Here is a 23,505-nt window from a genome sequence, read left to right on the forward strand (position 1 = left end):
ATGAATGCGGATTTTACAAAATCACTCGTCATATTGATTGTATCGACAGCGGTCGTTGCCTCTTTCTCTATTTTGGTTTGGGTGTTACCCAACTTGCTGAGAACGCCTGAGTTAGTCGCTGAGAGCCAAGCTAAACCACTGACCGCAATCGAAGTGGCAGGGCGAGATATTTACATCAGTGAAGGGTGCCATGTGTGCCACACTCAGATGGTGCGCCCTTTGGAGCCGGAGACCAAGCGCAACGGCAGAGCAAACCAGGAGTCTGACGACATCTATGAATTTCCAAATCTGTGGGGCTCAAAACGAACTGGTCCTGATCTCACGAACTTAGGTCGCAAATATTCCGACCAATGGCACGAAATTCACCTTATCGACCCACGTAGAGTTATCCCAACCTCGATAATGCCAGCGTACCCGTGGCTGTTTCAGCAAGTGCTTTCAGGCGATGACATTACTGGCAAAATGGAAACGCTCCGTGCATTAGGTGTGCCTTACACCGAAGATGAAATCGCGAATGCCCGACTGCAAGTAAGAGGCAAGACCAAAGGCGAGGCGTTGATCCGCTATCTTCAAAGTCTTGGTGTTGATACTGCAGAGGAGGGACTGTAATGAGTAGCTTCTGGAGCTGGTGGGCAGCTATCTGCACCATTATTTTCTTTATTCTGATGGTCGGCGTCATTGTTAAGTATTGGCGCAGTAATCATTTGGCAGACAAAGACAAGGTGTTAGATACCTTTGATGGTATCGATGAGAACGACGCACCACCACCTAAGATTTTGTTTGTCTCTTATTTTGCTGCGTTTGCGATATCGTTTGGTTATCTCATTCTTTATCCGGGGATTGGTAGTTGGTCTGGTCTGATGAATTATGACCAGTCGGAAGATAAACTCAGTCGTCCATCGACTTCTCTTGATGAGCAATTTGAAAGTGTACAAGACACCTCGCTAGTATCGCTTGCTAGCAACAACGAGATTGTGTCGTCTGGACGTATGTTGTTTCAAACTCACTGTGCCGCTTGCCATAGAGACAATGCCCAGGGTGCTAAGCATTTCCCAAACCTTATTGATAATGAATGGATGTACGGTGGATCAGATGAGGCGATTATTCACTCCATTGAGTTAGGCCGAAACGGTGCGATGCCCGGCTGGATAGATGTACTTCGACCTGATGAAATATCAAAGATCTCTTATTACTTAGCATCTTTGAATCAACGCCATACTGATGTCCCTGAGGTGAAAGTCGAGTTGGGTAAAGAGCTGTTCATAAAAACCTGCTCATCTTGTCACGGTGACGGAAGGTTGGTTAATACCGAAACGGGCGTACCTGACCTCTCTGACAACATCTGGCTACACGGAGGCAGTATTGAGGAGATACAACATACGATCAGAGCAGGGCTCAATAACGTGATGCCGGCCTTTGGTGGGCAGCTTTCACAAAACGAAATCTTAGCGCTCGGCGCTTACATCACCTACGCGCGGCTTCAAAGTGACCAACGACTTGCCTCTCTAGATGCAGAAGCGGTCACGAGAGGGGAGTATCTCGCCCACGCCGGTGACTGCGTAGCCTGTCACAGCGCAGAGGGAGGAGAGCCATTTGCAGGAGGGCTACCTTTTGTCACGCCATTTGGCACCATCTACTCGACCAACATTACCCCGCATGTGACTGAAGGGATAGGCAGTTACGATTATGAGGATTTTCGCGCAGCGTTGGTTGATGGGAAGGGCAAACATGGATACCTATATCCAGCAATGCCGTTTACCTCATATCAATACGTAACGGAACAAGATATGAGGGATATGTGGGAGTACATGCAATCTATCGCAGCAGTTGCTCGCCGTAACGATGCCAATGAAATGATGTTCCCCGCCAACATACGTCTGGGCTTGCTCGCTTGGGATATTGTGTTTGCTGATAGAACGCCAATGAACTACGACCTGCCGATAGAACTGCAAGGCAAGGTGGAGGATGTTGATAAGTGGCAAAGGGGCAAATATTGGGTCGCAGGGCTTGGACATTGTTCAGAATGTCACACGCCGCGCAACATTGCGCAGGCGCTAGATAATGATCGCATCTTTCAGGGTAATCTCATCGACGGATGGAATGCGCCCGACATTACGGCAGAGGAACTCTATGTTGATGGCTGGGATCTCAAGTCATTAACTGACTTCCTGCATACCGGACATTCAGATAAAGGAACGGCCTTTGCGGGCATGGCGGATGTCATTAAAAATAGCCTTAGCTTGATGACCCGAGAAGACATTGAGTCTATGTCGTATTATTTGCTGGCTGGCGATACCAACAACATGATTAGCGACACGGCTGTTGTTTTGCAGCCAAAAGGGTTTGATGACGCCGCGTATGCAGAGGAAATCTACGCTACGTACAACCAAACCTGCGGTGCTTGCCACGGTGCGGATGGCAAAGGGCGAGACCCGATTGCTCCGACATTGCTAAACAACGGGATAATCATGCACAGTGATCCGTTCAATACAATAGCGGTGACAATTAGAGGGCTTCAGCCAACCTATCTCGATAAGGATCGTAACTTCATGCCAATGGCGAGCTTCGAAGATGTGCTCTCAGATAAAAAGCTGGCAGATCTCATCACCTTCGTGCGACTGCACTTAGGGGCAAGAGAAGAGCCGGTCACTGAGAGCGATGTAAGAGAGGTCCGAGAAATGCTAGAAAAAGCGGGTTATTCGGGAGGCTTGCACGTCACTCCGGAGATGTATGACCAGAGAGATACACGCATCAATGTGAATTGATAGTGACTGCTTGTTCAAATCAAAAAGGCTCGCCGACTTATGTGTAGCGAGCCTTTTTGTTATCTAGCCTTCTGCTTCCGTAAGCTCCACTTCCGGCTGATGCTTGTCTGCGGCGGCGAGCATCTTACGAATAGCAATGGAAGAGACCAAGGCTACCAGAACCATCACAACAGCGAGCATTGTGAGCATTCCGAAGTAGTCACCATAGACGGTTTGTACAAACTCCTGGGTGATCTCCTGTCCTTTCTCTGCCGCGATCGATGTCGAGAACACGGCGCCAACAATACCTGATAGTGCAATCGCCACCGAGAACAGACTAACAGAGAAGTTCTCGATATGCTTAGGCGCAACAGACAGGATAAAGGCAACGACTAGAGAGCCCACAATCACTTCAGCAAATGCTTGGAAGAAGTGGATTACTAGGAAGATTTCTGGACGAATAATTACGTCTTCACCGACGTTTTTAACTGCAAACGCGAGGATACCAAACGCAATTGCCGTCAGAATGAATGAGAAGCCGATCTTGGTCGCGGTAGTAAAGTGAATATTACGCTTTTCAAGACCTGAGAAGGTCGCTGCGATCACTGGACCAGCGACAATACACCATAGTGGGTTCATCGACATCGAGGCTTCTGGTGCAATAGGGATAAGACCGAATAGATCACCGCGCATTGTGTTGATGGTGACCATGGTCATAGAGGTCATCATCTGACCGTAGTAGACAAAGAAGGCTGTAGTTAGCACGGTCACGATGATAATGGTGCCCATGCGCAAGGCGTCTGCTCTCTCAGCTTTGAACATCAATGAAATAAAGTAACCGATAGCGGCCAGGCCGATGGCGTAAACGATGTTCTTACCAATATCCATGTTTGAGAACATGAAAAACACCATGCCAATCATTGCCACGGAAGTCATACCAAATTTGATCCAGTTAGCGGTCGATACAGACGCTTTGTCGATGTCGGCGCCGACGCCTTGCAGCTGCTTTCTAAAGGTAAATAGCATAAATAGAGCGGCAAAGGCTAAAACACCCGACAGTGCAAAGCTTCCATAGAACCCGATTACAAGCACAAACATAGGGAACAGATATTGACCCAGCAATGCGCCGACATTGTTCACGGAGTAGTTTACTGGATAGCCATTCTCAAAGTCTTCTTGGCTTTTAAACGTGCGCTTGTAAAGGCTTGGGTAAGAAGGGGACATCAAGCCACGTCCGTAGCTGGCTAATGCGATACCGGCAAGACTCATTGGAATGTTTACGGTCGAAGCACCGAGTACAAGCAGTACATAGCCGCAGGTAAAGCCCAAATAAGCGATAGTGAGAGAGCGGTAAGCGCCTAAGAATTTATCTGCAATAAAGCCGCCAGCAATAGCAAACAGTGGCCCGATCGAGGAGAAGGCACCGACAACCATCATTGTATCGGCTTCGCTGTAATCTAGATTTTCTAGAAAGAAGCGAGTAAGAATGACCATAACGCCATAGAACGACAGACCAAACATCATCTGACAGAACATCATGGATTTATTGAGTTTATTCCACATGATTTTATCCTTAATAATTTCTATTAAGTGGTTTATACATCCATTATTATTTTATCAGACAAGATTTGTTACATGTTTTCTCGTTGTATGAGAATGTGGGCTACGAGCACGAGATTTTCTAATCGAAAAGGTGAGCAGAACTAATAGTGAAGAAATACTGGTCGGTATGTTTTGTTTATGTTGGAAGAGCTCTTGCTATGTGAATAATTCTTCTCTTTTTTGTTTGCTTATCTGAGGCGCCCTCTGGTGGCTATATGATTCAGGAGCATAAAAAACGCCTCGACTGAGGCGTTTTTCCATGAAGTAAATGTTTGTTAGTTGATTGGTTTTAGGCGCTAGAGACGATTTGAGGCTTGCGCTTTTTTACCATCAATCGGTACATGACAGGGACAAAGTAGAACGACAGTAAGGTGGTTAATACCGTACCACCTGCGATCGCCACTGCAAATGGGGGCCAGAAACCACCGCCTGCAATGATTAATGGCATAAATCCGCCCACGGTCGTAATGGTCGTTGAGGTAATGTGCCTAGTGCATGACATAACCGCATCGACCGATGCATCAATATCACCCTTGGACGCGTCTTTATCTAATCTTAGCTCTGCCAAAATGACAATCGCGGCATTGATCGCGAGACCCATGATACCGAGCATGGCAATAATGACGGTGAAGCCAAATGGATAGCCAAACAGCCAAACAGAGAGCAGACCTAAACCGCCCGCTAAACCGGCAACCATAAAGATGATCGAGCTTAGCCTGAATGAGTTAAACGACATCACAACCACTAAGATCATCAAGACCACAACCACTGAGATGTTTGAGATCAGTAAGGCGACGGAGCGATCACGTTCTGCGGACTCTCCACCAAAATCGATGCGATAGCCAGCGGGTAGGTCATAAGACTCGAGTCGACTCTGAAACTCATTAAGTACAGTTTGTGGAAGCACACCTGCCTGAATATAACCTTCTATTGTATTAACGCGTTCGCCATTTCGTCTCGTGATAGCGCCACGGCTGGTGGTTAACTCAAGGTCAGCGAGCGTCGACACACTGACGCCGGTCGTGTATACCTCTGAAGAGATAGGTAAACGCAGATTACCAAGGTGAGAGAGATTTTCACGCTCTTCATTTGCGACTCGTACCCTGATTGGAATCGACTCAGAGCCCTCAGTGACTGAGCCCGTTTCTCTGCCCACAAGAGTGGCTTGTAGCATGTTGGCGAATTGATTAAGTGAAATGCCATTGAGTTTGGCGGTATCCTCGTCAACTTTTAGCCAAACCTTAGGTGTTCCAGGCTGCAGTGTTTCCCTTGTGTGAGTGACATGAGGAGTATTAGCGAGTATGAGGCGAACATCTTCACCAATGGATTTAAGTACATCTAGGTTTTCACCATACACACGTAGCTCAATAGGTGCTCTAAACGGAGGTCCTTGCTCTAGCTTACGAACCAGAATTTGTGCCGCAGGCAACTCTCTATTGAGTCTTGTCTGCAGCTCAGGAATCAGTTCATTGGCGAGTTGGAAGTTATCCATTTTCACCATCGCCTGCGAGAAATAGGGCGCGTTGTTTTGCGTTGCTTGCAGGTTATAGTAGAAAGACGGAAAGTTAGCACCTACCAACCAATCGACACGTTCAACGCCGTCATAAGAGCGAATAATGGCATCTACGTCCTCGGTTATAGCCTGCGTGGCATACAAACTTGCTTGAGGTGGCAAATACACCTGAACCTCAAACATGTCTCTATCCGATGGCGGGAAGAACTGTTCGGTAAGCTGAGATATGCTCCAATAGCCTGTAATAGGAACCGTTAAGACTAATAATAATGATATCGCAGGGTGCTTAATCGCCAGTCGAACGGACTCACTAAACCACTTAGTCAAGGCAGGTATACGCAATCCAGTGTTATACCAATGGTCACCGGATGCGTGACTAGGTAATAGCATTGTCGCAAATCCCGCGATTACCGTGTGAGATAAAATATAGGAACCAACGAGTGAGAATGACACCGTAATCGCAATGGCGCCAACAAACTCACCTGTGGCGCCGGGCATCAGGAAGATTGGTGCAAAGGCGAGAATGGTGGTGAGCGTTGAGCCTAACAGCGGAACCCATAAATGCGAGATGGCATTCATTGTCGCCTCTAGCCTAGCCTGTCCCTTGAGTCGATAACTTTGGATGGTATCGACCATAACCACGGCGTTGTCGACCATAATACCCAGTGCAACGATCAACCCTGTCACTGACATCTGATTGATTGGGATCGCGGTCATTTTCATTAATGACAGCGTAAGCATGCTGGTGAGGGGGAGAGCGATGGCGACAAGTATTGCGGCTCGGACACCAAGAGTGATAAAGAGCACGATGAGGATCAGCGTAAAGCCGATAAGTAGGCTTTCACCCAAGTCGACGAGGCGAGTCGTGGTGTAGCCTTGCTGGTCAAATAAGATGGTGACGTTTACGTTGCTTGGAAGATCTCGTTCAAAACTCTCAATGGTGGCTTTAGCGCGCGCTGTCCATTGATCAACTCGAAGTGTTGGCTCCATTCTCGCAGCAACGATCACGCCAGGCTCACCATCGATAATGGCAACTTCACTTTCTGGTGTTTTCTGGCTTCGAGTGACCGTTGCAATGTCCTCAACTCGAATGATATGGCCGTTTTTAGCGACAACCAATGGTACTTGCTTGATACGCTCTATAGAGTCAAGTTCAGACTCTATCTCTAGTCCAAATCGAGAAAAGTGACTGACGAGCTGTCCCGCGGAGTTTTTCGCATCTGCACCACTTAAGCTATCACCTATTTGGATACTTGAAGATCCAAATGCAGCGGTGTCTGCGGTCCTTAAGTTAACCTGAATCTCTTCTTCAGGCATCGCGTACTCATCAACGAACTCCGTACCTGAGAGGGTTCGAAGCCTTTTCGCTAACTCTTTGGCGTAGCGCCCCAAAGTTAAAACATCGACGTCACCTGGGCCTGCCCACGTTAATGCAGTGATAACGGTGAAGGCATAGGTGTGGTCACTATCAAGATCGGGAGGGGCCGTTCCTGAAGGCAGGAACGGCTCGACATCGGAGAGCTTGTCTCTGGCCTTTGACCACACAGGCTCTGGCTCTGTAATTTCATCCTTGAGCTCGATGGTGACAATAGAGACACCAGGTCTGGAGGTAGAGGTGAGCAGTTTAACTTCGCTCAGTTCACGTAGCTTGTTCTCAACGACTTCAGTAACGAGTGTTTCTACTCGCTCTGCACTAGCACCGGGAAAGCTGGTGGTGACATTGGCAAATCGGTTACTGATGATGGGGTCTTCGGCACGCGGCAAAGAGGAGAAAGCCGCAAAGCCACTCACAATGAGCAGTGCAGTGATGAGAATCAGAAGCCGAGTATTCGTTATGGCGTGAATAACCTTCATTGTGACAGTTTACTCCGCTACCTTAACTGGCTGACCGGGTACGACTCGGTGCAGACCGCTTGCAATGATCGCTTCTCCATCTGCGACAGCGCCTGAAATAAAGGCCTGCTCGCTGTTAGCATAAAGTACGTTAACGGTCCTGCGTTCTACCTGACTATTTTCACCGACCACATAGACGTTCCAGACTCCGCGTAATCCGTCAATGAGCGCAGTCAATGGCACCCAATAGCCTTGGTCTTGGACGGTCTCATCAAATGCTAGGTAAGCAAGCTGACCTTCAAGTACGTCAGCCCCTTCAGGTAACTGATAACGAAGTCCCACACTACGAGACTGGGTATCGACCCTCGCTCCGGGATTCAGAAGTTCTACGTCATATTCTTGAGTATCTACACGAATAGTGGGAGAGGAGAGGTCAGATACTCGTGATAACTGAGCGGCTGGGATCCCTATGAAAGCTTCCTTGCCTTCCGTGGCCAGTAACACCAATGTTGGTGTTCCAACATTGACCACATCGCCCAGAGAGACATGCCGCTGAGCGATCGTACCGTTATAAGGTGCGAGGATAGTTGATTTTTCGATTCTGAGCTTCGTCGCGCTGATGGCGGCTTTTAATCGAACTAGGTTGGCTTGCAATACGCCTTTTTCACTGGTCAATGCATCGATTTCAGCATCGGCGCTGAAGCCTTTCGCTTTTAGAGATTGCTGTCGTTTTAGGTTAGCATTGACTAGATTGAGCTGCGCTCGTACTTCTTTATCTTGTGCATTAAGCTGCCCAAGCTCTGTATGTAAAAGGTCGGTATTAAGTTGGATCAGTGGCGTATTTATAGTGACAGTGTCACCGACATCAACTTGGATCGTCTCAACTTTTCCTGCAAGCTCAAAGCCTAAATTTGCTTGCTGACCAGCTCTAACCGTACCTACATATTCTCGTCTTACTTGGTAAGAAGGGCTAAGAGCAACATTTGTTGTTGAAACGGTTAAAGCTTCAACTTCGGCGACGCTTGATTCTTCTTCAGTACCACAACCTGCTAATAGGGTTATGGCACTAAAAATTGATGCTTTTATTAATAAACTTTGAGAGCGCATCATTATTATCCTATACAACCAACTGCAATTTATAGGGTAATCAATCTAAAACGACACTGTCTAGCTCGGTCATGTTAATGAAAGGTTATTCATCGATTTGATGGTCGGGGTGTGAAGTTGATCGTGAAATGAGGCTCGCAAACAACAGATAGTAACGCCTGATTTTTCAGTTAGCGTATGACTGACGGTACCTAGAGAACGATTATTTGCTTGTTATCGTGTTGTGTTGCTTGCTGTTTTCAAAAACGTCAGAGATCGATGAGGTAAACCAGTTCATCATTTCGCTGTTGGCATGACGACTATGAAAATAGGCATTCGCTGGATATTCAGCTTCCGGTACATTCATATCGGGTTTTAACATGATGAGATCGGGGTAGTCCTGAATTGGAAAACAGTTACTAATGCCCATGAACATATCTGAGTGGCGAAGTACATCTATTAATACCACTGGGAATTCAGACGCAAAACCAACTTCGAGCTCGAAACCTAGTCTGTTAAACACCTCAACGGTTGGACTGTTTAGCATACTGTAATCACTAACCAGCGAACGTGCTAAAGGATATTTGACTAAGTTTTCAGGAATTATTGCTTGCCCTACCAAAGGATGATCTCTCCTGACCATGACGCTTGCTTCTAGCATCGAAAGCTCGACTTCAGTGAGAAAAGGAGGGTTGTCGATAATGGGGGCATTGATACCGATGAGAACCTTACCTTTTTCAATATCTTCCATCGTATGCTCATTCCAAGAGATAATGTGAACTTTTAGCTTGGGCGCATGAGCTTTGAAGTAGCGATAGATTTCGCCAGACACCGAGAATACGAACAAGGGCGACAGCGCAATAGTGATCTCGCCCTCTAGATCTTCTGGCTTAAACTCACTACTCGCGTTAACAATGCTTTCGATTTGATGAAGTAGGGGCAGGAGCTCTTGGCAAAGTGTCTCCGCAAATGGGGTAGGGGCCAATCCTGTTTTAACCTTAACAAACAGTTGGTCATCAAAGTTGTGTCGCAGCTTTTGTAGTGATTGACTCACGGCAGGTTGAGAAACAAATAAGCGCTCTGCTGCTTTACGCATGTTGCGCTCTTCGAATAGCACCTTAAATACTCGTAATAAGTTTATACCCAATCAACTTGAAGATGCAGGCTTGAACACCTGAAAATTATCATTGATTCGAGACGTCAGCGAGCCTGCAATCTCTGGAAGAGTCACCGTAAAGAATTGGGTAATGGCTTCCTTGAAATCCCGTTTACTTTTGAAGTAAACGTTATTCCTTGACTTCTCGTTCATAACCTTCCAAAGCCGCTCTATTGGGTTAAGATTCGGGCTGTAAGGTGGGAGATAATGCAGTTCAATATTAAGGACAAATGCCGCATCTCTGACTAAATCACTGCGGTGATATCCAGCTCCATCTAAGATGACATGGAGCTTGTGATTTAGCGGGTAGCTCTCTCTGAGTTTGCAGAAAAATCGAACCATGTTTTCACTGTTAATGCTGTCGTATTCGCTAACAATGGTCGCTCCAATATCTGATAGGTTCAGAGCACCAACAATGTTCAATCGGCTACGATTACCTGTTGTGTCCAGAACTTTACTTTGACCTGTACGTATCCAACCATGGGAGAGTTTGGTTGACAGTGTGGGGTGAACGGCATCGATAAACACTATCGATTCATCCTCGCCACAGCTTGCTTTCAGTGCTTCATAAGCCTCTATGAACGCTTGCTGTTTTTCCTCATCGAACTTATGTGGAACGCCTTTCGGCTGCTTGTAGCTGAAACCATTGTGATGAAGCCATTTGTTCATGCCAGGAACACTATAGTGAATCTGAAACCTTTCAAACACGTACGCAATAATCTCGGACGAATGGTGGTATGTATTTTCAGTTAGATGCTGAACCAACTCTTGGGTTTGCCGAGCCGATAGATAGCTTTGTGAACCGCCATTTTCAGGCTTGAGCTTGTTCGACTCTAGGTAATCTTTGATATGTTGTCGAACAGTGGATTCATGAATAAGAAGTGCGTCTGCAATTTCTTCGGGGCACCAACCATTACTCGCATGAATAACCGCTTTTATACGGTCACGAACTCGTCCGTCACGCGTTGTGCTGTGCTGGATTTTTAGTTCCTGCTTTTGTTCATTGGTCAGAGTAATTTTCATAGTTGCTAGCATGATCCTCTATTCAGAAAAATCAAGCGTCTTCAATGATCACGGGTATAAATCAAGGTTGGTGAATCGATTCTTTGCCAAGGTACTAACTCTCATAACTGCTTCCCCAGTAATGCTAGCATGCCAAGTGGAGTGAATGTCAAAGAGCCAACAAGAAATTGCTGGCTCTAACAATAGTTGGTAACAAAATGCGACGAATTAGAAGCGATAGCCAACAGTGAACGAGAGTGAGTCTGCATCGAAACCATCGTAGCTGCTCATGTCATAACGTAAGTCAGCATAAACACCCATTTTGCTTTGTGCTCTTACACCCATGCCCAAGAACAGACTAGAGTCGCTTGCAGATAGACTTCCTGAATGGTCAGAAATTTTCTCATTACCATATGCGAGACCAATAGCACCGTATGGCTTTAGCCATAACTCACCAAGATCAAAGGTATAACCAATGTCGGTATCAATTTTGAAAGTGTTAAAATCATAATCTACGCCATACGCACCTTTGCTGTTCATGGCATAAGAGGTGTTTACACCGAAGATATTGTTGATGTCGTAACCGTATTCAAGTTTGAATCCTGTATCCATCTTCAAGTCGAAGCCGCTTTCACTCAGTGTCAGACCAGATAGACCCGCACCAACACGGTGCCCAGTGTAATTGCTGTTAGCAATAGCGCCGAAAGAGAGAGAAGAAATAGCGACGGCTAGAATAACTTTTTTCATTTGATTTGCTCTTTTTTTGAGTTTTCTTTTTTCATGGAGAGTGACGGAGTCCTTTGTTCTATGCCCAGCTCCTTGCGGGATGTGCGGCATTCTAAAGAGCGAGGCTTGTTGCGACTAATCACCTTTAATTAGCAAGCTCATAAGAATTACTTATCAAGCCAAACAGCGAAAGTTCCCGTCTCAGCGCAGATTCATATCGCAATTGTGAATAGGTTAGGTCATCACCCTAAGGGATTTAATTTTCTGATTTTTAAAGAATAAATTGTTCTATTAGACATGCTGTTAGAAGGTGTGGGTAACTATCTGAGATTGATATACAAATGGGTTTGCTTGATAAAGGCGAGAGCTCTAACTTAGGCCAGGTAATTGATATGTTGGAGTGGGACAATGACTGACAAAAAAGAGCCAATCAGTGATGTTGAAAAGCAGCGCCAGGAGTTGATGGCGAGACTAAAAGGGGCGCAGTCTCAAATGAAATCATCAAGTTCAGACAAAACCAGTTCATCGGATTTTCTTGATGTCATGATCAAAAGCACGGGCACTTTTGAAAAGCAGTAATCCAGATACGAAAACACCCAAGCATTGAGAATGCTTGGGTGTTGTTCATTTTGTTACCAAGAGTAGGTTTGAATAATGTTGTCTTTCGCCATTGGGTTGTTGCGAATGGCGTCATTGACATGACCGAGGAAGAACTCTTTAGACTGCGGGAACATGCCGCGCATCTGGATCATATTATTACCGTGGTCACCCCAGTAGACGGTCTCAAAGGTCATATTCTCAAGTAAGTATTTCTCTTCTTCGAGCAATTGAAGTTGGGTTGGCATTTTGAAAGTATCATCCTTCACTTCTTGCTCTAGCTCCGTACCAGGTTGAATAGCTAGTGCCATAGGTGCGATTTGCTCTGGCTGCAGCAAGTTAAGCAAGCGAGTAGTTTCTTCGATGTGCTCACGAGAGCGTTCTCGTCCGCCCAGCCCAAAGATAAACGACAGCAGAACTTCGATACCCGCTTCTTTAGCCATAGCCATACCCTCTAACGCTTGCTCAGGCGTCATGTTCTTTTTGACGCGCTCAAGCACAACAGCATCACCAGACTCTAGACCTACGTAAGCCATATCGAGCCCCGCTGCTTTTAGTGCTTTGAGGTCTTCAACAGATTTACGTCTGAAATCATTGAGAGCGCTATAAAGTGATAGTTTTTTGCACTCAGGGAAGGTTTCGCGAACCTTCTTGATGACTTTTAGTAAGTAATCAGTACGCGCTGCCATTACGTTACCATCGCACAGAAAAACGGATTCAACATGTGGATAGTAACGACGGGTCTCTTCGATATCAGCGAACACATCGTCAATATCACGAACCTTAAAGCGTTTATCGCGAAACATGTTACAGAAGGTGCAGTGGTTCATGCTGCAACCCAATGTGACTTGAATCAAGACACTGTTGGCTTCAATCCATGGACGATAGACTTTACCTTCAAAATTCATTCTATTTCTCTCCAGTCTTGCGACTTTCCAGTAGTAAAGGAACTCAGGTGTAGGTTCCTAATGGTGGGTAGTCTATCAGTAGGTTCTAATGTTGATAATTGAGAGAAATAAATAATCAGTTTTAAGATTTTGTTGATAATCGTGAATGGAGCATCATGACTAGCATTAATCTAGCGAGATATCAGGTGAGAATCTTTCACTTTTATTCTCAGCTCAGCTTGATAGTTTTGTTAGTACCTAAGGATAAGGTACTAACATATGGAATTTTGGATAAAAATCGAATACTTGGCCCTGCAAATCTGGGCAGTATTGGTGATCAAAGCCTTGTTGTTTAAGTAACGTCGGTTTTGTCTCTCTGGGTTTATAATCAAAGCATGACTATCAAAATTGGATTGATAATATGCTTCTTGAAGATTTGCAAGTGATACTAAAAGTAGCAGAGTTTCGAAGTATTACTGCAGCAGCAACCAACCTCGACATGCGAACTGCGACGGCAAGTGCGGCGGTTAAACGAGTGGAAAGCTTTCTTGGTGTTGAGTTGTTTGTGCGTACCACACGTCATCTGCGCCTCTCAGCGGCGGGCGAACGTTACCTTCCACAATGTGAGCAAGCGTTAGCGATGCTGGCACAGGCGAAAATGAATATCAAAGATGACCTAGATGTGATTGATGGTGAAGTGAGGATCGCGCTTTCATCGGATCTTGGTCGAAACATCGTCATTAACTGGCTTGATGAGTTTATGGAAGAGTACCCAAATATTACTCTGCGCAGCAATATATCTGACAGCAATGTCGATTTCTATCGAGACTCCGTAGACATGGCACTTCGCTATGGCGCGCCGACCGACTCTTCTATGTATGGGTTTAAGATATGCAACGTACCCAGAGTCATGTGCGCTAGCCCAGGATATCTAAAGCAAAACGGTACCCCTAAAACACTCTCGGACCTCACGAAACACAATGGCCTTTTCTATCAACTGCATGATGTACTGCAGGATAATTGGGTGTTCAATGAAGGACAAGAAGACCATAAGTTGCGACTAAAAGGGAATCGAGCCTCTAACGACGGAGATATTGTGCGTCGTTGGTGCGTGGCAGGGCAGGGGCTGGCAATCAAGTCATGCTTAGATATGTCAGAGGATTTGTTGGCGGGTAATGTCGTTAGCGTGTTACGACAATATAAGCCTATGCCTACAGAATTGTGGTTGATATGCCCAAGTCGCCAGTCGATCACTCCGACCGTTAGATTACTTCGAGATCTATTCAGAAGTAAGACGCGTGCTATTTTGGAGAATTTGGTTGATCGAGGGTTTGTTGATAAGGCGAATTTAAACTAAAAAAGGGGCGATGTGCCCCTTTTCAATAATAGTTAGGTGTTGTTAGCCAATGTGAGTCATTTCGTTAACAGTAAAGGTGTCAACAGCACCTTCTGTCGCTGCGAGATAATCGGCAAGGTGTTGATTACCCATGTGAGCTTGCCATAACTCGCGTGATTCCCAGTTCTCATAAAACACAAAGTGAGCTGGGTTCTCGTTGTCTTGGTGAAGGTCGTAGTTAACGCAACCTTCTTCTGCTCTGGTGATATCAATCAGCTTGAGTAATTCCTGTTTTACTAGTTCTACTTTGTCTTGTTTAGCGATGATGTTTGCAACGATAGTTAGCTTAGCCATGGAGTTTTCCTCTCTATATTGCGCTTAATTGCGCCCTGTTCTGTGTCGATGTGTGTATCTTAGGACAAGTTTTTATCACCAAAAACAGCATACTGATTGAAATATTATCAAAAATTATTTGATAGTCATTGATTAGGTTGGATGCAATTCGTGTATGCCTTTACTAACCATAGAGGTGAATGGGGTTTACTGCTTAGCTGGAATTTGGATTCTGTCTCAAAAATTATTTGAGAATGTGAGCAACCTGCGTTGAGAGACCAAAAGCGTTGAGAAAAAAAAGTATACATGAGATAGGGAAAGCACATATTTCGTTTGTTATAGTAGTGAACTGCAGCAGCTTAGCCTCGACATATTTAAAGACTAAGCTGCTCCGACTCATAGTGGCTTTTAAAAACAGACAAGCTCTAAAGAGCTCTTGCGATCTCATAGCCTTCCCAAATCGCCGCTAGTATCGTCCTAGCCTGCTTACTATCTCCTATATTGTAGATGTCTTCCACGCCCAGTTGGTCTTTCAGTTGAAAGAACAAATCCGGCTGAGCCTTATAACCCATGGCAAGAACAACATGTTCGGCTTCGATATAGTGTGGCTCATTTCCCGAGCTGGAATCCTCAACAATCACCCCGTTATTGGTCACGGCTTTTAGGTAGGTCGAAGTTAAAACCTTAACTTGTTCAGCTTCTAACATTTCCCTAAGCATCAGGTAGTTGGCGAAGCATTGGCCATGTGGACCACCAACGATATCGCCTTCGGCTTCAATAAGTGTCACGGTCTTTCCTAATTGAGATAACCATAGAGCCACTTCTGAGCCAACCAAGCCCCCTCCAATAATAGCAACGCTTTGCTCCGTTATTAAATTAGGGTTCATGAGAACCTGTTCTGCACTCAGAGTATTAGGGGAGTCAGCGCCTTCGATATTAGAAGGTATGAAAGGTTTTGATCCCGTAGCAAATATGACACTGTCTGGCAGAAGGCTCTCGATAAGCTGTTTTGTCGCCTTTGTATTTAGCCTCACGTCAACCGATGACCTTACCATCTCACCTCGATACCAATCGAGAAGAAGCTTGTCGTCATGCTTAAAAGGAGGTTGACTACCGGGTATCACATTGCCACCAAGCTCATTGCTTTGTTCAAACAAAACGACATTGTGACCACGTATAGAGGCAATTCTAGCCGCTTCCATTCCTCCAACACCACCACCGACGACTACAACCTTTTTAGGCTTGAGCGCTGGTAACAGGTTATATTCCTCTTCTCTTCCGCACTGCGGGTTGACCGTACATGAGACATTACCAACGCCAGCCATTCTGCCCAAACAGCCTTGATGACATGACAAGCAAGGACGAACCTGGTCAGCCTTACCGCATTGGATTTTTTTAACTATGTCAGGATCAGCTAGAAGTGGCCTGCCTAGGGAGATATTGTCAGCAATCCCTGCCGTGACAGCACGAGAGGCGAGATCTGGGTTATCCATTCTGCCCGCCATAATGACGGGTATGCTAACCACTTCACTTACAGCCTGGCAATATGGTTGGTACATCCCAGGTTTGAAATAGTTAGGTGGGTGATTCCAATACCATGAATCGTAGGTACCAGCATCGACGTTTAAGGCATCACATCCAGCCTGCTCTAAGTACTGGGCCGCTCTTAGCCCTTCTTCTAAATCGCGTCCCGCTTCTTCCGCTGTTTCGTCAGGCAAGATGCCTTGCCCGAACCCTTTCATATTACTCTTTACAGAGAATCTAAGGGTGATGGCGAAGTTTGCACCACATGCCTGCCTGATACCTTGAATGATCTCAACGGCGAAGCGATATCGATTTTCAAAACTACCACCATATTCATCAGTTCTTTTGTTGAAGTATTCAAGAGCGAATTGGTCAAGCAGGTAGCCTTCATGTACAGCGTGGACCTCGATACCATCGAAGCCGGCTTTTTGCATAATGACAGCAGTTTTAATGAACTGACTGATGTAGTACTTGACTTCAGCAGTTGTTAACTCTCTATGGGTGACAGAAGGATTAAAGCGATTTGCTGCCTCTGAAGGCGCTACCGCTTTGTCTTCTGGAACGAAGCCTGGAATCATAGATCTACCCCATCCAGCAGTTATCTGACCAATTATCTTTGTTCCATAACTGTGAACGCGTTCGGTCAGTTCTCTAGCACTTCTTATGTAAGCTGTTGGGTTTAGAGTTGGGCAGGGAAGTGATGGCATCGGCAGCGGTTCTAGCTCGTTCTCTGCCATATGAATCCCAGTAATGATCAGACCTACGCCTCCCTTTGCTCTGGCAACGTAATAGTCGATTCCCCGCTTGTTGTAAGCCCCGTTATCATCGACGAGCCCCAGCGTGCCCATTGGCGCCATAGAGTAACGGTTCTTTAATTCCAAATTTCCTATTCTCATGGATTCAAATAATATGCGATGTTCGTTGTTTAACATATAAGCCTCGTTCTATTTTTATACTTGGTTTTATTTATTCTAAACTTAGACTGGGAGGGGATTTCACCCATTCCCGATTCGATATGGATTTTCTGTAGCCAAATTCATATAGAGTATTCATGTATGATTGAGAGTAGATGTTTCTATCACTCCATTCAAAGCTACTATCAATGAATGACAGATGGAATTTTATATTATTTTCTTTTGCATAATGATAAATATGCTCTATATCACCTATACCTTGATGACGTAGAATAATAGAGAGTGAGCGTGATGATATACTAGAAAGAGAATTATTCGTTACTTTATACTCAGGTTCCATTTTTCCGTTACGTATAATATAAATGTTATGTTTTAACTTCGACTGCGTCATGTTGTTTCTTATAGAAGAAGGAACAAGGAATACTTGTCTTGATACGCCACCATCAACGTGAAGCTCAGAGAATTCGTGCTCTTTAGTCTTTATTTTTATCTCTTTTGCAGGAAACGCTCCAGGAATCGCTGTGCTTGCTACTATTATGTCTTGTATTAGTGATACAGATTCAGGGGTACCTAGCTGTGCTATTTTCCCTATGTCCCAAATAGCGAGCTTTTCATTGTCTAGGTTAGTCGTCCCAATAAGTAAAATTCGCCCTGTCTCTCTTACTTTAGCGAGATTAGCCACCAACTCTGTATTGATGGATTTCTGAACTTGCTTCTCAAATCCCTCGATGTTTACAAGTGCGCCAGATGATAATGCTGTGATTAGAGAGTTTTTCTTAAATAAGGACTCTATAGGTAAGTCATTATAGTATTGAGCTAGATCAGTGTCGTAATTGCCTCCAAGGTAGGCAAATATAGCCACAATAGCTCCCGTAGAGACTCCGGTAACTATATCAAACTCAGGGCGCTCTCCTTTTTGTGACCATGCGTTTAGAAGTCCTGCCGCATAAGCACCATTAACTCCTCCACCTGATAGTGCGAGATGATTGATCTCATCGTCAGCCTTTTTATAGCTGAGCATTGCATTAATTTCGCCTTCAATATCGTAAGCTATACCGTGATGTTCATCCCACAGTCTTAACTGACTTGCGTTGAGCGGGTTGAAATTTTCACTGTTTGGGTCGGTGACTCTTTTTGACGAGACTGTACAACCAGAGGCAAAGCCAACTAAAACGGTGATAAGTAGACACGTTATTCCCTTATTTATACCCGTGATCATTGAAGACGCTTGATTTTTCCTGAATAGAGGATCATGCTAGCAACTATGAAAATTACTCTGACCAATGAACAAAAGCAGGAACTAAAAATCCAGCACAGCACAACGCGTGACGGACGAGTTCGTGACCGTATAAAAGCGGTTATTCATGCGAGTAATGGTTGGTGCCCCGAAGAAATTGCAGACGCACTTCTTATTCATGAATCCACTGTTCGACAACATATCAAAGATTACCTAGAGTCGAACAAGCTCAAGCCTGAAAATGGCGGTTCACAAAGCTATCTATCGGCTCGGCAAACCCAAGAGTTGGTTCAGCATCTAACTGAAAATACATACCACCATTCGTCCGAGATTATTGCGTACGTGTTTGAAAGGTTTCAGATTCACTATAGTGTTCCTGGCATGAACAAATGGCTTCATCACAATGGTTTCAGCTACAAGCAGCCGAAAGGCGTTCCACATAAGTTCGATGAGGAAAAACAGCAAGCGTTCATAGAGGCTTATGAAGCACTGAAAGCAAGCTGTGGCGAGGATGAATCGATAGTGTTTATCGATGCCGTTCACCCCACACTGTCAACCAAACTCTCCCATGGTTGGATACGTACAGGTCAAAGTAAAGTTCTGGACACAACAGGTAATCGTAGCCGATTGAACATTGTTGGTGCTCTGAACCTATCAGATATTGGAGCGACCATTGTTAGCGAATACGACAGCATTAACAGTGAAAACATGGTTCGATTTTTCTGCAAACTCAGAGAGAGCTACCCGCTAAATCACAAGCTCCATGTCATCTTAGATGGAGCTGGATATCACCGCAGTGATTTAGTCAGAGATGCGGCATTTGTCCTTAATATTGAACTGCATTATCTCCCACCTTACAGCCCGAATCTTAACCCAATAGAGCGGCTTTGGAAGGTTATGAACGAGAAGTCAAGGAATAACGTTTACTTCAAAAGTAAACGGGATTTCAAGGAAGCCATTACCCAATTCTTTACGGTGACTCTTCCAGAGATTGCAGGCTCGCTGACGTCTCGAATCAATGATAATTTTCAGGTGTTCAAGCCTGCATCTTCAAGTTGATTGGGTATAGTAACGAGAAGTTTGTCATGTTTCTACCTTCAGGTTGCGGGCTGTTGTATCTAATAGCGCGTGCACTGTAAGAAAAACAAACGAACTTACCAACACGACTACGAAAATAGAACTAAACCTATAAAGTGTATTGAAGACCGCGTCACTGGCGCCAGGAACAAGAGCGGTTGTCAGCGGGATGCACAGTGCTGACATGGCGGAGTAGCCAATCGCTTCCAGTGCCTTATCTTGCACAAGCATAGAGCAGATAAAACCAATGGATAGACTCATTAGCAACCAGTACAAAATGGGGTTATTGACCCACACGCCAAGAGCCAGCTGGACTATCAATCCGAGCGTACAACCAATGGCAGTACCCACTATCCGAACCTTCGCCATCATTAACACGCCAAGCATACTCATAGGAGCGAGCATGACAAATATAGAAGCATTAGCAGAGGCAGAGTCATATAAATCTGCAGACTGGAAGATGACAAATGCGATCATAGTCAATAACCAGATGATTAAAGCGTCCTTTATGGATAGATTACTCACCGTATTATGAGAGCCTTTAATATGATTTTCTTGTTCTCTATCTGGAAAAAGCCAATATGATATGGCACATATCAATATATTTATTGTGCATATAATCCACAAATTAATGTTAAAGTTTGTAATGTCGATGAACTCGTGACTTGCTAGGTTAAACACTACTGAACCAACGAGAATACCAATATAACCAAGCACGAAGGTTTCTTGCTTTAACATGGCTAGACAGTAAAGCAGCATAATCGGAGCAACTACCAAGAACATGAGAATAGGTGAGTGCTTGGTCCACTCCCAAATCAACGTTGCTGTAAGTGTGACAAATATGGCAGATACGATAACTAGGATGAAGAGCTTTATGTTCATCGTGTCAGATTTTGTCAGTACAAACATAGGAAGTAGGACTGCGAGAAAACCATAGTCCCAGTTAAAAACCATACTGAGCAATAAACCCAGTGAGCAACCAAACCAAATACGATATACTTTCATTTGTCAGCCTTAATAAATATAGTGAAGCCAACTAACTAGTTTTATTTGTATCTTAGCCATTTTCTGCCAAAAGCTCTTTGGTTCAGCATAGAGAGTCAGTGTTGCTCTCGAACCGACAAAGAGAGACTCAGGGAGAGGTTCTTCGCTTGCTAAGTTAATTCTTGCGCGCTGTGCATCGCGAACCCATCGATTGTTTACCTCTATATTACTTAGTGTGCCATTGGGTAACTGCTGTGCAGACAGGACGCCTTGGTCTCGGCTTTCGACGACATAAGAAAAAACTTCCCCTGGATACGCATCAAACGTGACATAAGCTAGCGCACCCTTATCAAAGTGAGTCACTGATTTCTCGCGAAAATCTGCCGCGACCCATAGTGAGTTAGTGGATACAAGAGAAAGGAGCGGTGACTGGCCATTGGCGAAAGTTCCCACATCCAACCTTAGGTTCGTTACTATGCCATCAACCTTTGCTTTCACCTGCGTGTTTGTCATGTCCAATTTAATTTTTTCTAGGCGGTTCTTGGCCATTTTTACTTCGTTGGTAGCAGAACCATTGTCACCCAGTTGGATATCAATTGACTTTAACTTTTGTATTTCAACTTCTAGCGCTGCATCTGCGATTAGATATAGGCTGTTTGCTGCATCAAAGTTTGACTTTGATATCAGTTTTTTTCGCTCTAGTTCTTTAGCTCGATTGAACTCGATTTTTGCATTTTCGTAGTGAGCTTTTGCTTGCCTTATTCCGGCTAGGCTGGCGTTTCTCTGGGCAATCAACGATAACTGGTTATCTTTGGCAAGCTCCAAAGAAAGTAAAGCGTCGTTCAGCGCCAGTTGATAGGGTTCGTTATCAATCTCAAACAGCACGTCACCCTTATTAACCTTCTGATTATTGGTAACTAGTACGTTAGTTACTCGGCCTGGGACCTCTGGAGCAATTTGAACAACGATTCCATGAACGCGACCTTCGGTTGTCATGGGAGCTTGGCGGTCAGCAACTACTATGTAGCCGAAAATAAGCAAGAAGAGTAAGGTTAGCGAAAACATGACGCGTTTAAACTTTTTACTATTAACCATCGTAAATCCAGTGTCCAAAAAATGTGGTGTAACTTTAGCTATTTCGCGAGGTTCATACTAGAATCGAGATTAGGTCGTATATGAGCTATTTTTAGGACAATAAATTGAAGTTAGATGATACTTGGCTATTTGTGGAAACCGTGAATCACAAGGGAATTAGTGCCGCAGCTAAGGCTCATAATATTCAACGCTCAAAGGTGAGTAGAAGGTTGCAAGAACTTGAATCAAGTCTGGGTACCGAACTGATGATTCGTTCTACTAGAAAACTGGAACTGACTGAGTCGGGTAAGCAACTATACTCTTTGGCTGCCGAGTCGTTAAATACCGTTAAAGACGGCTTGGAGAGAATGAAATCTGACCGACAAGATTTTTCAGGACATATCCGTTTGGCCATTCCGTCGGCTCTAATGACATCATCAGTGTTTAGTTCAGTGATAACCGAATACAGCCAAAAATTTCCAGATATCCAACTTGAGGTAGAAAACCATCAAGATAGTGTCGATTTAAAGAGAAACAAAATAGATCTGCAGATTCTTCCAAATGCAGTTGAAATCTCTGATGACAGCTATGTTCAGTTTCGTTTAGTACCCTATAAGTGTTGCTTTGTCGCTTCCAGAGTATATAGAGATACACATCCCGAGATACGAACAGTTGAGGATCTCAATCAGCATCGTTTATTAGTAAATCGATATCACTCGCACTTGCTTAGTGATAGCTGCCAAGTGGTTTTGAAGTCAGATGACCTGTATATGTTGAGAACTATGGCAATAAATGGTTTTGGGGTTGCGTTTTTGCCCGAGCTTCATGCTCGGTCTCACCTCAAAAATGGTGAGTTAGTAAGCATTTTACCACTTTTCAAACACAGGGAACTTCAATTGACTATGTTATATGCATCGAATGACTTTCTTCCGAGTAAGGTGAAGGTTCTAATTGAAATGTTCCGTAGTGAGTTCAGTCTGTAACACGTGGGTGAGCACAAAAACAAGCCAGATCAAAAAGTAACATTTAGGCAATGAAAGGATAGCGATTAATTCAAAGATATGTTCGTCATGGACATAAAGTAGCAGACTAAAACAGTTAGCTACTAATATTTGTGATGGAAATGGAGAGTGAGAAAGACGTATTTGATTGCGTTACGTACCAAATATGCCTAAAGCGCTTGCCTTGAATGCGCTTTAATTAGTCGACGCCCACTCTGCGGCAATTCGCTACCAAAGGACAGAACTCACATTTGGGCTTGGTCAGACAAAACTGCTGGCCATGCTCAACCATAAGTCCATGATAATGAGCGTAGGTCTTAGTTTCTGGTTGTATCGCTTGTTGCATCTGATTGCGAAACGTCTCATAGCTTTTTGGAACTTGATGACCAAAGCGAGAAAATATCCTGCGAGCATAGGCGTCAATAACAAACGAAGGCTTGCCAATCGCATAGGTAAGTATGACGTCCGCAGTTTCGCCGCCGACACCGTTGATACTCAGTAACTCAGGTCTAAGCTGCTCAACAGAACATTGTCGGACTTTTTCAATTTGATACTCATAGTTTGAAAACCACTGCGTCACCGCTTTGATTTTTTTCGCTTTTGATTGTAGTAGCCGCTAGAGCGAATTTTTTGAGCGAGCAGGGTAAGATCCATCTCTTCGATAGCCAGTGGGGACAAGTCTTCTTGTAAATTATCCAGTGCTTTTTGTGCGTTTCGCCAATTAGTATTTTGTACCAGAATCGATCCCAGCATCACCTCATAATGGTCATCGCTTGGCCACCAATCAAACCATCCATAGTGGCTCTCCAGTGTTGAAAATAGCGCTACAATTAGAGTCCGTTCATCACTTGTTAGCATTTGAGAGCTTCTCATAGTCAT

At 44.7% G+C, this 23,505-nt stretch carries 20 protein-coding genes; 6 read left to right on the plus strand and 14 right to left on the minus strand.

Annotated features, from left to right (window positions below):
• Both AC6I8U_RS22870 and AC6I8U_RS22875 read left to right on the plus strand, forming a co-directional pair.
• Entirely contained in the window at positions 1-609 is a 609-nt protein-coding gene (locus tag AC6I8U_RS22870) for a cbb3-type cytochrome c oxidase subunit II (RefSeq protein ID WP_042470888.1), read from the plus strand.
• Positions 609-2,765 (plus strand): c-type cytochrome, encoded by a 2,157-nt coding sequence (locus AC6I8U_RS22875; protein WP_498018652.1) that lies wholly within the window; start codon positions 609-611, stop codon positions 2,763-2,765. The genes AC6I8U_RS22870 and AC6I8U_RS22875 overlap by 1 nt, the downstream gene beginning before the upstream one ends.
• 63 nt (positions 2,766-2,828) lie before the next feature.
• On the opposite strand, the gene AC6I8U_RS22880 is transcribed toward AC6I8U_RS22875, so the two are convergent.
• From AC6I8U_RS22880 to AC6I8U_RS22905, 6 genes are all read right to left on the minus strand, one after another.
• Complete coding sequence (locus AC6I8U_RS22880; RefSeq protein WP_498018653.1) at positions 2,829-4,307, minus strand: peptide MFS transporter; 1,479 nt, start codon at positions 4,305-4,307, stop codon at positions 2,829-2,831.
• 328 nt (positions 4,308-4,635) lie between these two features.
• The gene (locus tag AC6I8U_RS22885) at positions 4,636-7,713 is read right to left on the minus strand and encodes an efflux RND transporter permease subunit (RefSeq protein WP_498018654.1); all 3,078 of its coding nucleotides are present in this window, start codon (positions 7,711-7,713) and stop codon (positions 4,636-4,638) included.
• 9 nt (positions 7,714-7,722) lie between these two features.
• The gene (locus AC6I8U_RS22890) at positions 7,723-8,817 is read right to left on the minus strand and encodes an efflux RND transporter periplasmic adaptor subunit (protein WP_498018655.1); all 1,095 of its coding nucleotides are present in this window, start codon (positions 8,815-8,817) and stop codon (positions 7,723-7,725) included.
• A gap of 184 nt (positions 8,818-9,001) precedes the next feature.
• Positions 9,002-9,874, minus strand: coding sequence for a LysR family transcriptional regulator (locus tag AC6I8U_RS22895; RefSeq protein WP_498018656.1), 873 nt, complete (start codon positions 9,872-9,874; stop codon positions 9,002-9,004).
• Between the two features lie 51 nt (positions 9,875-9,925).
• Positions 9,926-10,957 (minus strand): IS630 family transposase, encoded by a 1,032-nt coding sequence (locus AC6I8U_RS22900; protein ID WP_498016718.1) that lies wholly within the window; start codon positions 10,955-10,957, stop codon positions 9,926-9,928.
• A 207-nt stretch (positions 10,958-11,164) separates the two neighbouring features.
• Positions 11,165-11,683, minus strand: a complete 519-nt coding sequence (locus AC6I8U_RS22905) for a porin family protein (protein ID WP_498018657.1) — start codon at positions 11,681-11,683, stop codon at positions 11,165-11,167.
• Between the two features lie 387 nt (positions 11,684-12,070).
• Here AC6I8U_RS22905 and AC6I8U_RS22910 point away from each other — a divergent pair, with 387 nt between their 5' ends.
• Positions 12,071-12,241, plus strand: coding sequence for a hypothetical protein (locus AC6I8U_RS22910; RefSeq protein WP_498018658.1), 171 nt, complete (start codon positions 12,071-12,073; stop codon positions 12,239-12,241).
• A gap of 53 nt (positions 12,242-12,294) precedes the next feature.
• Here AC6I8U_RS22910 and AC6I8U_RS22915 read toward each other — a convergent pair whose 3' ends face one another.
• On the minus strand, positions 12,295-13,167 hold the full coding sequence (locus AC6I8U_RS22915; RefSeq protein WP_498018659.1) for a B12-binding domain-containing radical SAM protein: 873 nt from the start codon (positions 13,165-13,167) through the stop codon (positions 12,295-12,297).
• A 400-nt stretch (positions 13,168-13,567) separates the two neighbouring features.
• Here AC6I8U_RS22915 and AC6I8U_RS22920 point away from each other — a divergent pair, with 400 nt between their 5' ends.
• Positions 13,568-14,503, plus strand: coding sequence for a LysR family transcriptional regulator (locus AC6I8U_RS22920; RefSeq protein ID WP_498018660.1), 936 nt, complete (start codon positions 13,568-13,570; stop codon positions 14,501-14,503).
• A 42-nt stretch (positions 14,504-14,545) separates the two neighbouring features.
• On the opposite strand, the gene AC6I8U_RS22925 is transcribed toward AC6I8U_RS22920, so the two are convergent.
• The 3 genes from AC6I8U_RS22925 to AC6I8U_RS22935 form a co-directional block, all read right to left on the minus strand.
• The gene (locus tag AC6I8U_RS22925) at positions 14,546-14,836 is read right to left on the minus strand and encodes a putative quinol monooxygenase (RefSeq protein ID WP_498018661.1); all 291 of its coding nucleotides are present in this window, start codon (positions 14,834-14,836) and stop codon (positions 14,546-14,548) included.
• Between the two features lie 404 nt (positions 14,837-15,240).
• Positions 15,241-17,271 carry an oxidoreductase gene (locus AC6I8U_RS22930; protein WP_498018662.1) on the minus strand — a complete coding sequence of 677 codons (2,031 nt, stop codon included), beginning with the start codon at positions 17,269-17,271 and terminating at the stop codon, positions 15,241-15,243.
• A 34-nt stretch (positions 17,272-17,305) separates the two neighbouring features.
• The gene (locus AC6I8U_RS22935; RefSeq protein ID WP_498018663.1) at positions 17,306-18,472 is read right to left on the minus strand and encodes a patatin-like phospholipase family protein; all 1,167 of its coding nucleotides are present in this window, start codon (positions 18,470-18,472) and stop codon (positions 17,306-17,308) included.
• Between the two features lie 45 nt (positions 18,473-18,517).
• Between AC6I8U_RS22935 and AC6I8U_RS22940 the strand changes: the two genes are divergently transcribed.
• Complete coding sequence (locus AC6I8U_RS22940) at positions 18,518-19,549, plus strand: IS630 family transposase (RefSeq protein WP_498016718.1); 1,032 nt, start codon at positions 18,518-18,520, stop codon at positions 19,547-19,549.
• A gap of 24 nt (positions 19,550-19,573) precedes the next feature.
• Here the strand turns inward: AC6I8U_RS22940 and AC6I8U_RS22945 are convergent, their stop codons facing one another.
• Together AC6I8U_RS22945 and AC6I8U_RS22950 are read right to left on the minus strand one after the other, a co-directional pair.
• A complete protein-coding gene (locus AC6I8U_RS22945) occupies positions 19,574-20,572 on the minus strand; it encodes a DUF2955 domain-containing protein (protein WP_498018664.1) in 999 nt (332 codons plus the stop codon).
• A gap of 9 nt (positions 20,573-20,581) precedes the next feature.
• Positions 20,582-21,646: an HlyD family secretion protein gene (locus AC6I8U_RS22950; RefSeq protein WP_498018665.1), complete on the minus strand. Its 1,065-nt coding sequence runs from the start codon at positions 21,644-21,646 to the stop codon at positions 20,582-20,584.
• A gap of 104 nt (positions 21,647-21,750) precedes the next feature.
• Here AC6I8U_RS22950 and AC6I8U_RS22955 point away from each other — a divergent pair, with 104 nt between their 5' ends.
• Positions 21,751-22,608: a LysR family transcriptional regulator gene (locus AC6I8U_RS22955; protein ID WP_498018666.1), complete on the plus strand. Its 858-nt coding sequence runs from the start codon at positions 21,751-21,753 to the stop codon at positions 22,606-22,608.
• A gap of 217 nt (positions 22,609-22,825) precedes the next feature.
• Here AC6I8U_RS22955 and AC6I8U_RS22960 read toward each other — a convergent pair whose 3' ends face one another.
• Positions 22,826-23,206, minus strand: coding sequence for a hypothetical protein (locus AC6I8U_RS22960; RefSeq protein WP_498018667.1), 381 nt, complete (start codon positions 23,204-23,206; stop codon positions 22,826-22,828).
• Positions 23,203-23,499, minus strand: a complete 297-nt coding sequence (locus AC6I8U_RS22965; protein ID WP_498018668.1) for a hypothetical protein — start codon at positions 23,497-23,499, stop codon at positions 23,203-23,205. Before AC6I8U_RS22965 ends, AC6I8U_RS22960 begins: the two co-directional genes overlap by 4 nt.
• Positions 23,500-23,505 lie beyond the last annotated feature (6 nt).

Source organism: Vibrio sp. KUL80 (genome assembly GCF_059725495.1).

Coding starts and splice junctions, on each gene's coding strand:
- AC6I8U_RS22870 (WP_042470888.1), top strand. CDS start 1: ATGAATGCGGATTTTACAAAATCACTCGTCATATTGATTGTATCGACA.
- AC6I8U_RS22875 (WP_498018652.1), top strand. CDS start 609: ATGAGTAGCTTCTGGAGCTGGTGGGCAGCTATCTGCACCATTATTTTC.
- AC6I8U_RS22880 (WP_498018653.1), bottom strand. CDS start 4,307: ATGTGGAATAAACTCAATAAATCCATGATGTTCTGTCAGATGATGTTT.
- AC6I8U_RS22885 (WP_498018654.1), bottom strand. CDS start 7,713: ATGAAGGTTATTCACGCCATAACGAATACTCGGCTTCTGATTCTCATC.
- AC6I8U_RS22895 (WP_498018656.1), bottom strand. CDS start 9,874: ATGCGTAAAGCAGCAGAGCGCTTATTTGTTTCTCAACCTGCCGTGAGT.
- AC6I8U_RS22900 (WP_498016718.1), bottom strand. CDS start 10,957: ATGAAAATTACTCTGACCAATGAACAAAAGCAGGAACTAAAAATCCAG.
- AC6I8U_RS22905 (WP_498018657.1), bottom strand. CDS start 11,683: ATGAAAAAAGTTATTCTAGCCGTCGCTATTTCTTCTCTCTCTTTCGGC.
- AC6I8U_RS22910 (WP_498018658.1), top strand. CDS start 12,071: ATGACTGACAAAAAAGAGCCAATCAGTGATGTTGAAAAGCAGCGCCAG.
- AC6I8U_RS22915 (WP_498018659.1), bottom strand. CDS start 13,167: ATGAATTTTGAAGGTAAAGTCTATCGTCCATGGATTGAAGCCAACAGT.
- AC6I8U_RS22920 (WP_498018660.1), top strand. CDS start 13,568: ATGCTTCTTGAAGATTTGCAAGTGATACTAAAAGTAGCAGAGTTTCGA.
- AC6I8U_RS22925 (WP_498018661.1), bottom strand. CDS start 14,836: ATGGCTAAGCTAACTATCGTTGCAAACATCATCGCTAAACAAGACAAA.
- AC6I8U_RS22930 (WP_498018662.1), bottom strand. CDS start 17,271: ATGTTAAACAACGAACATCGCATATTATTTGAATCCATGAGAATAGGA.
- AC6I8U_RS22935 (WP_498018663.1), bottom strand. CDS start 18,472: ATGATCACGGGTATAAATAAGGGAATAACGTGTCTACTTATCACCGTT.
- AC6I8U_RS22940 (WP_498016718.1), top strand. CDS start 18,518: ATGAAAATTACTCTGACCAATGAACAAAAGCAGGAACTAAAAATCCAG.
- AC6I8U_RS22945 (WP_498018664.1), bottom strand. CDS start 20,572: ATGAAAGTATATCGTATTTGGTTTGGTTGCTCACTGGGTTTATTGCTC.
- AC6I8U_RS22950 (WP_498018665.1), bottom strand. CDS start 21,646: ATGGTTAATAGTAAAAAGTTTAAACGCGTCATGTTTTCGCTAACCTTA.
- AC6I8U_RS22965 (WP_498018668.1), bottom strand. CDS start 23,499: ATGAGAAGCTCTCAAATGCTAACAAGTGATGAACGGACTCTAATTGTA.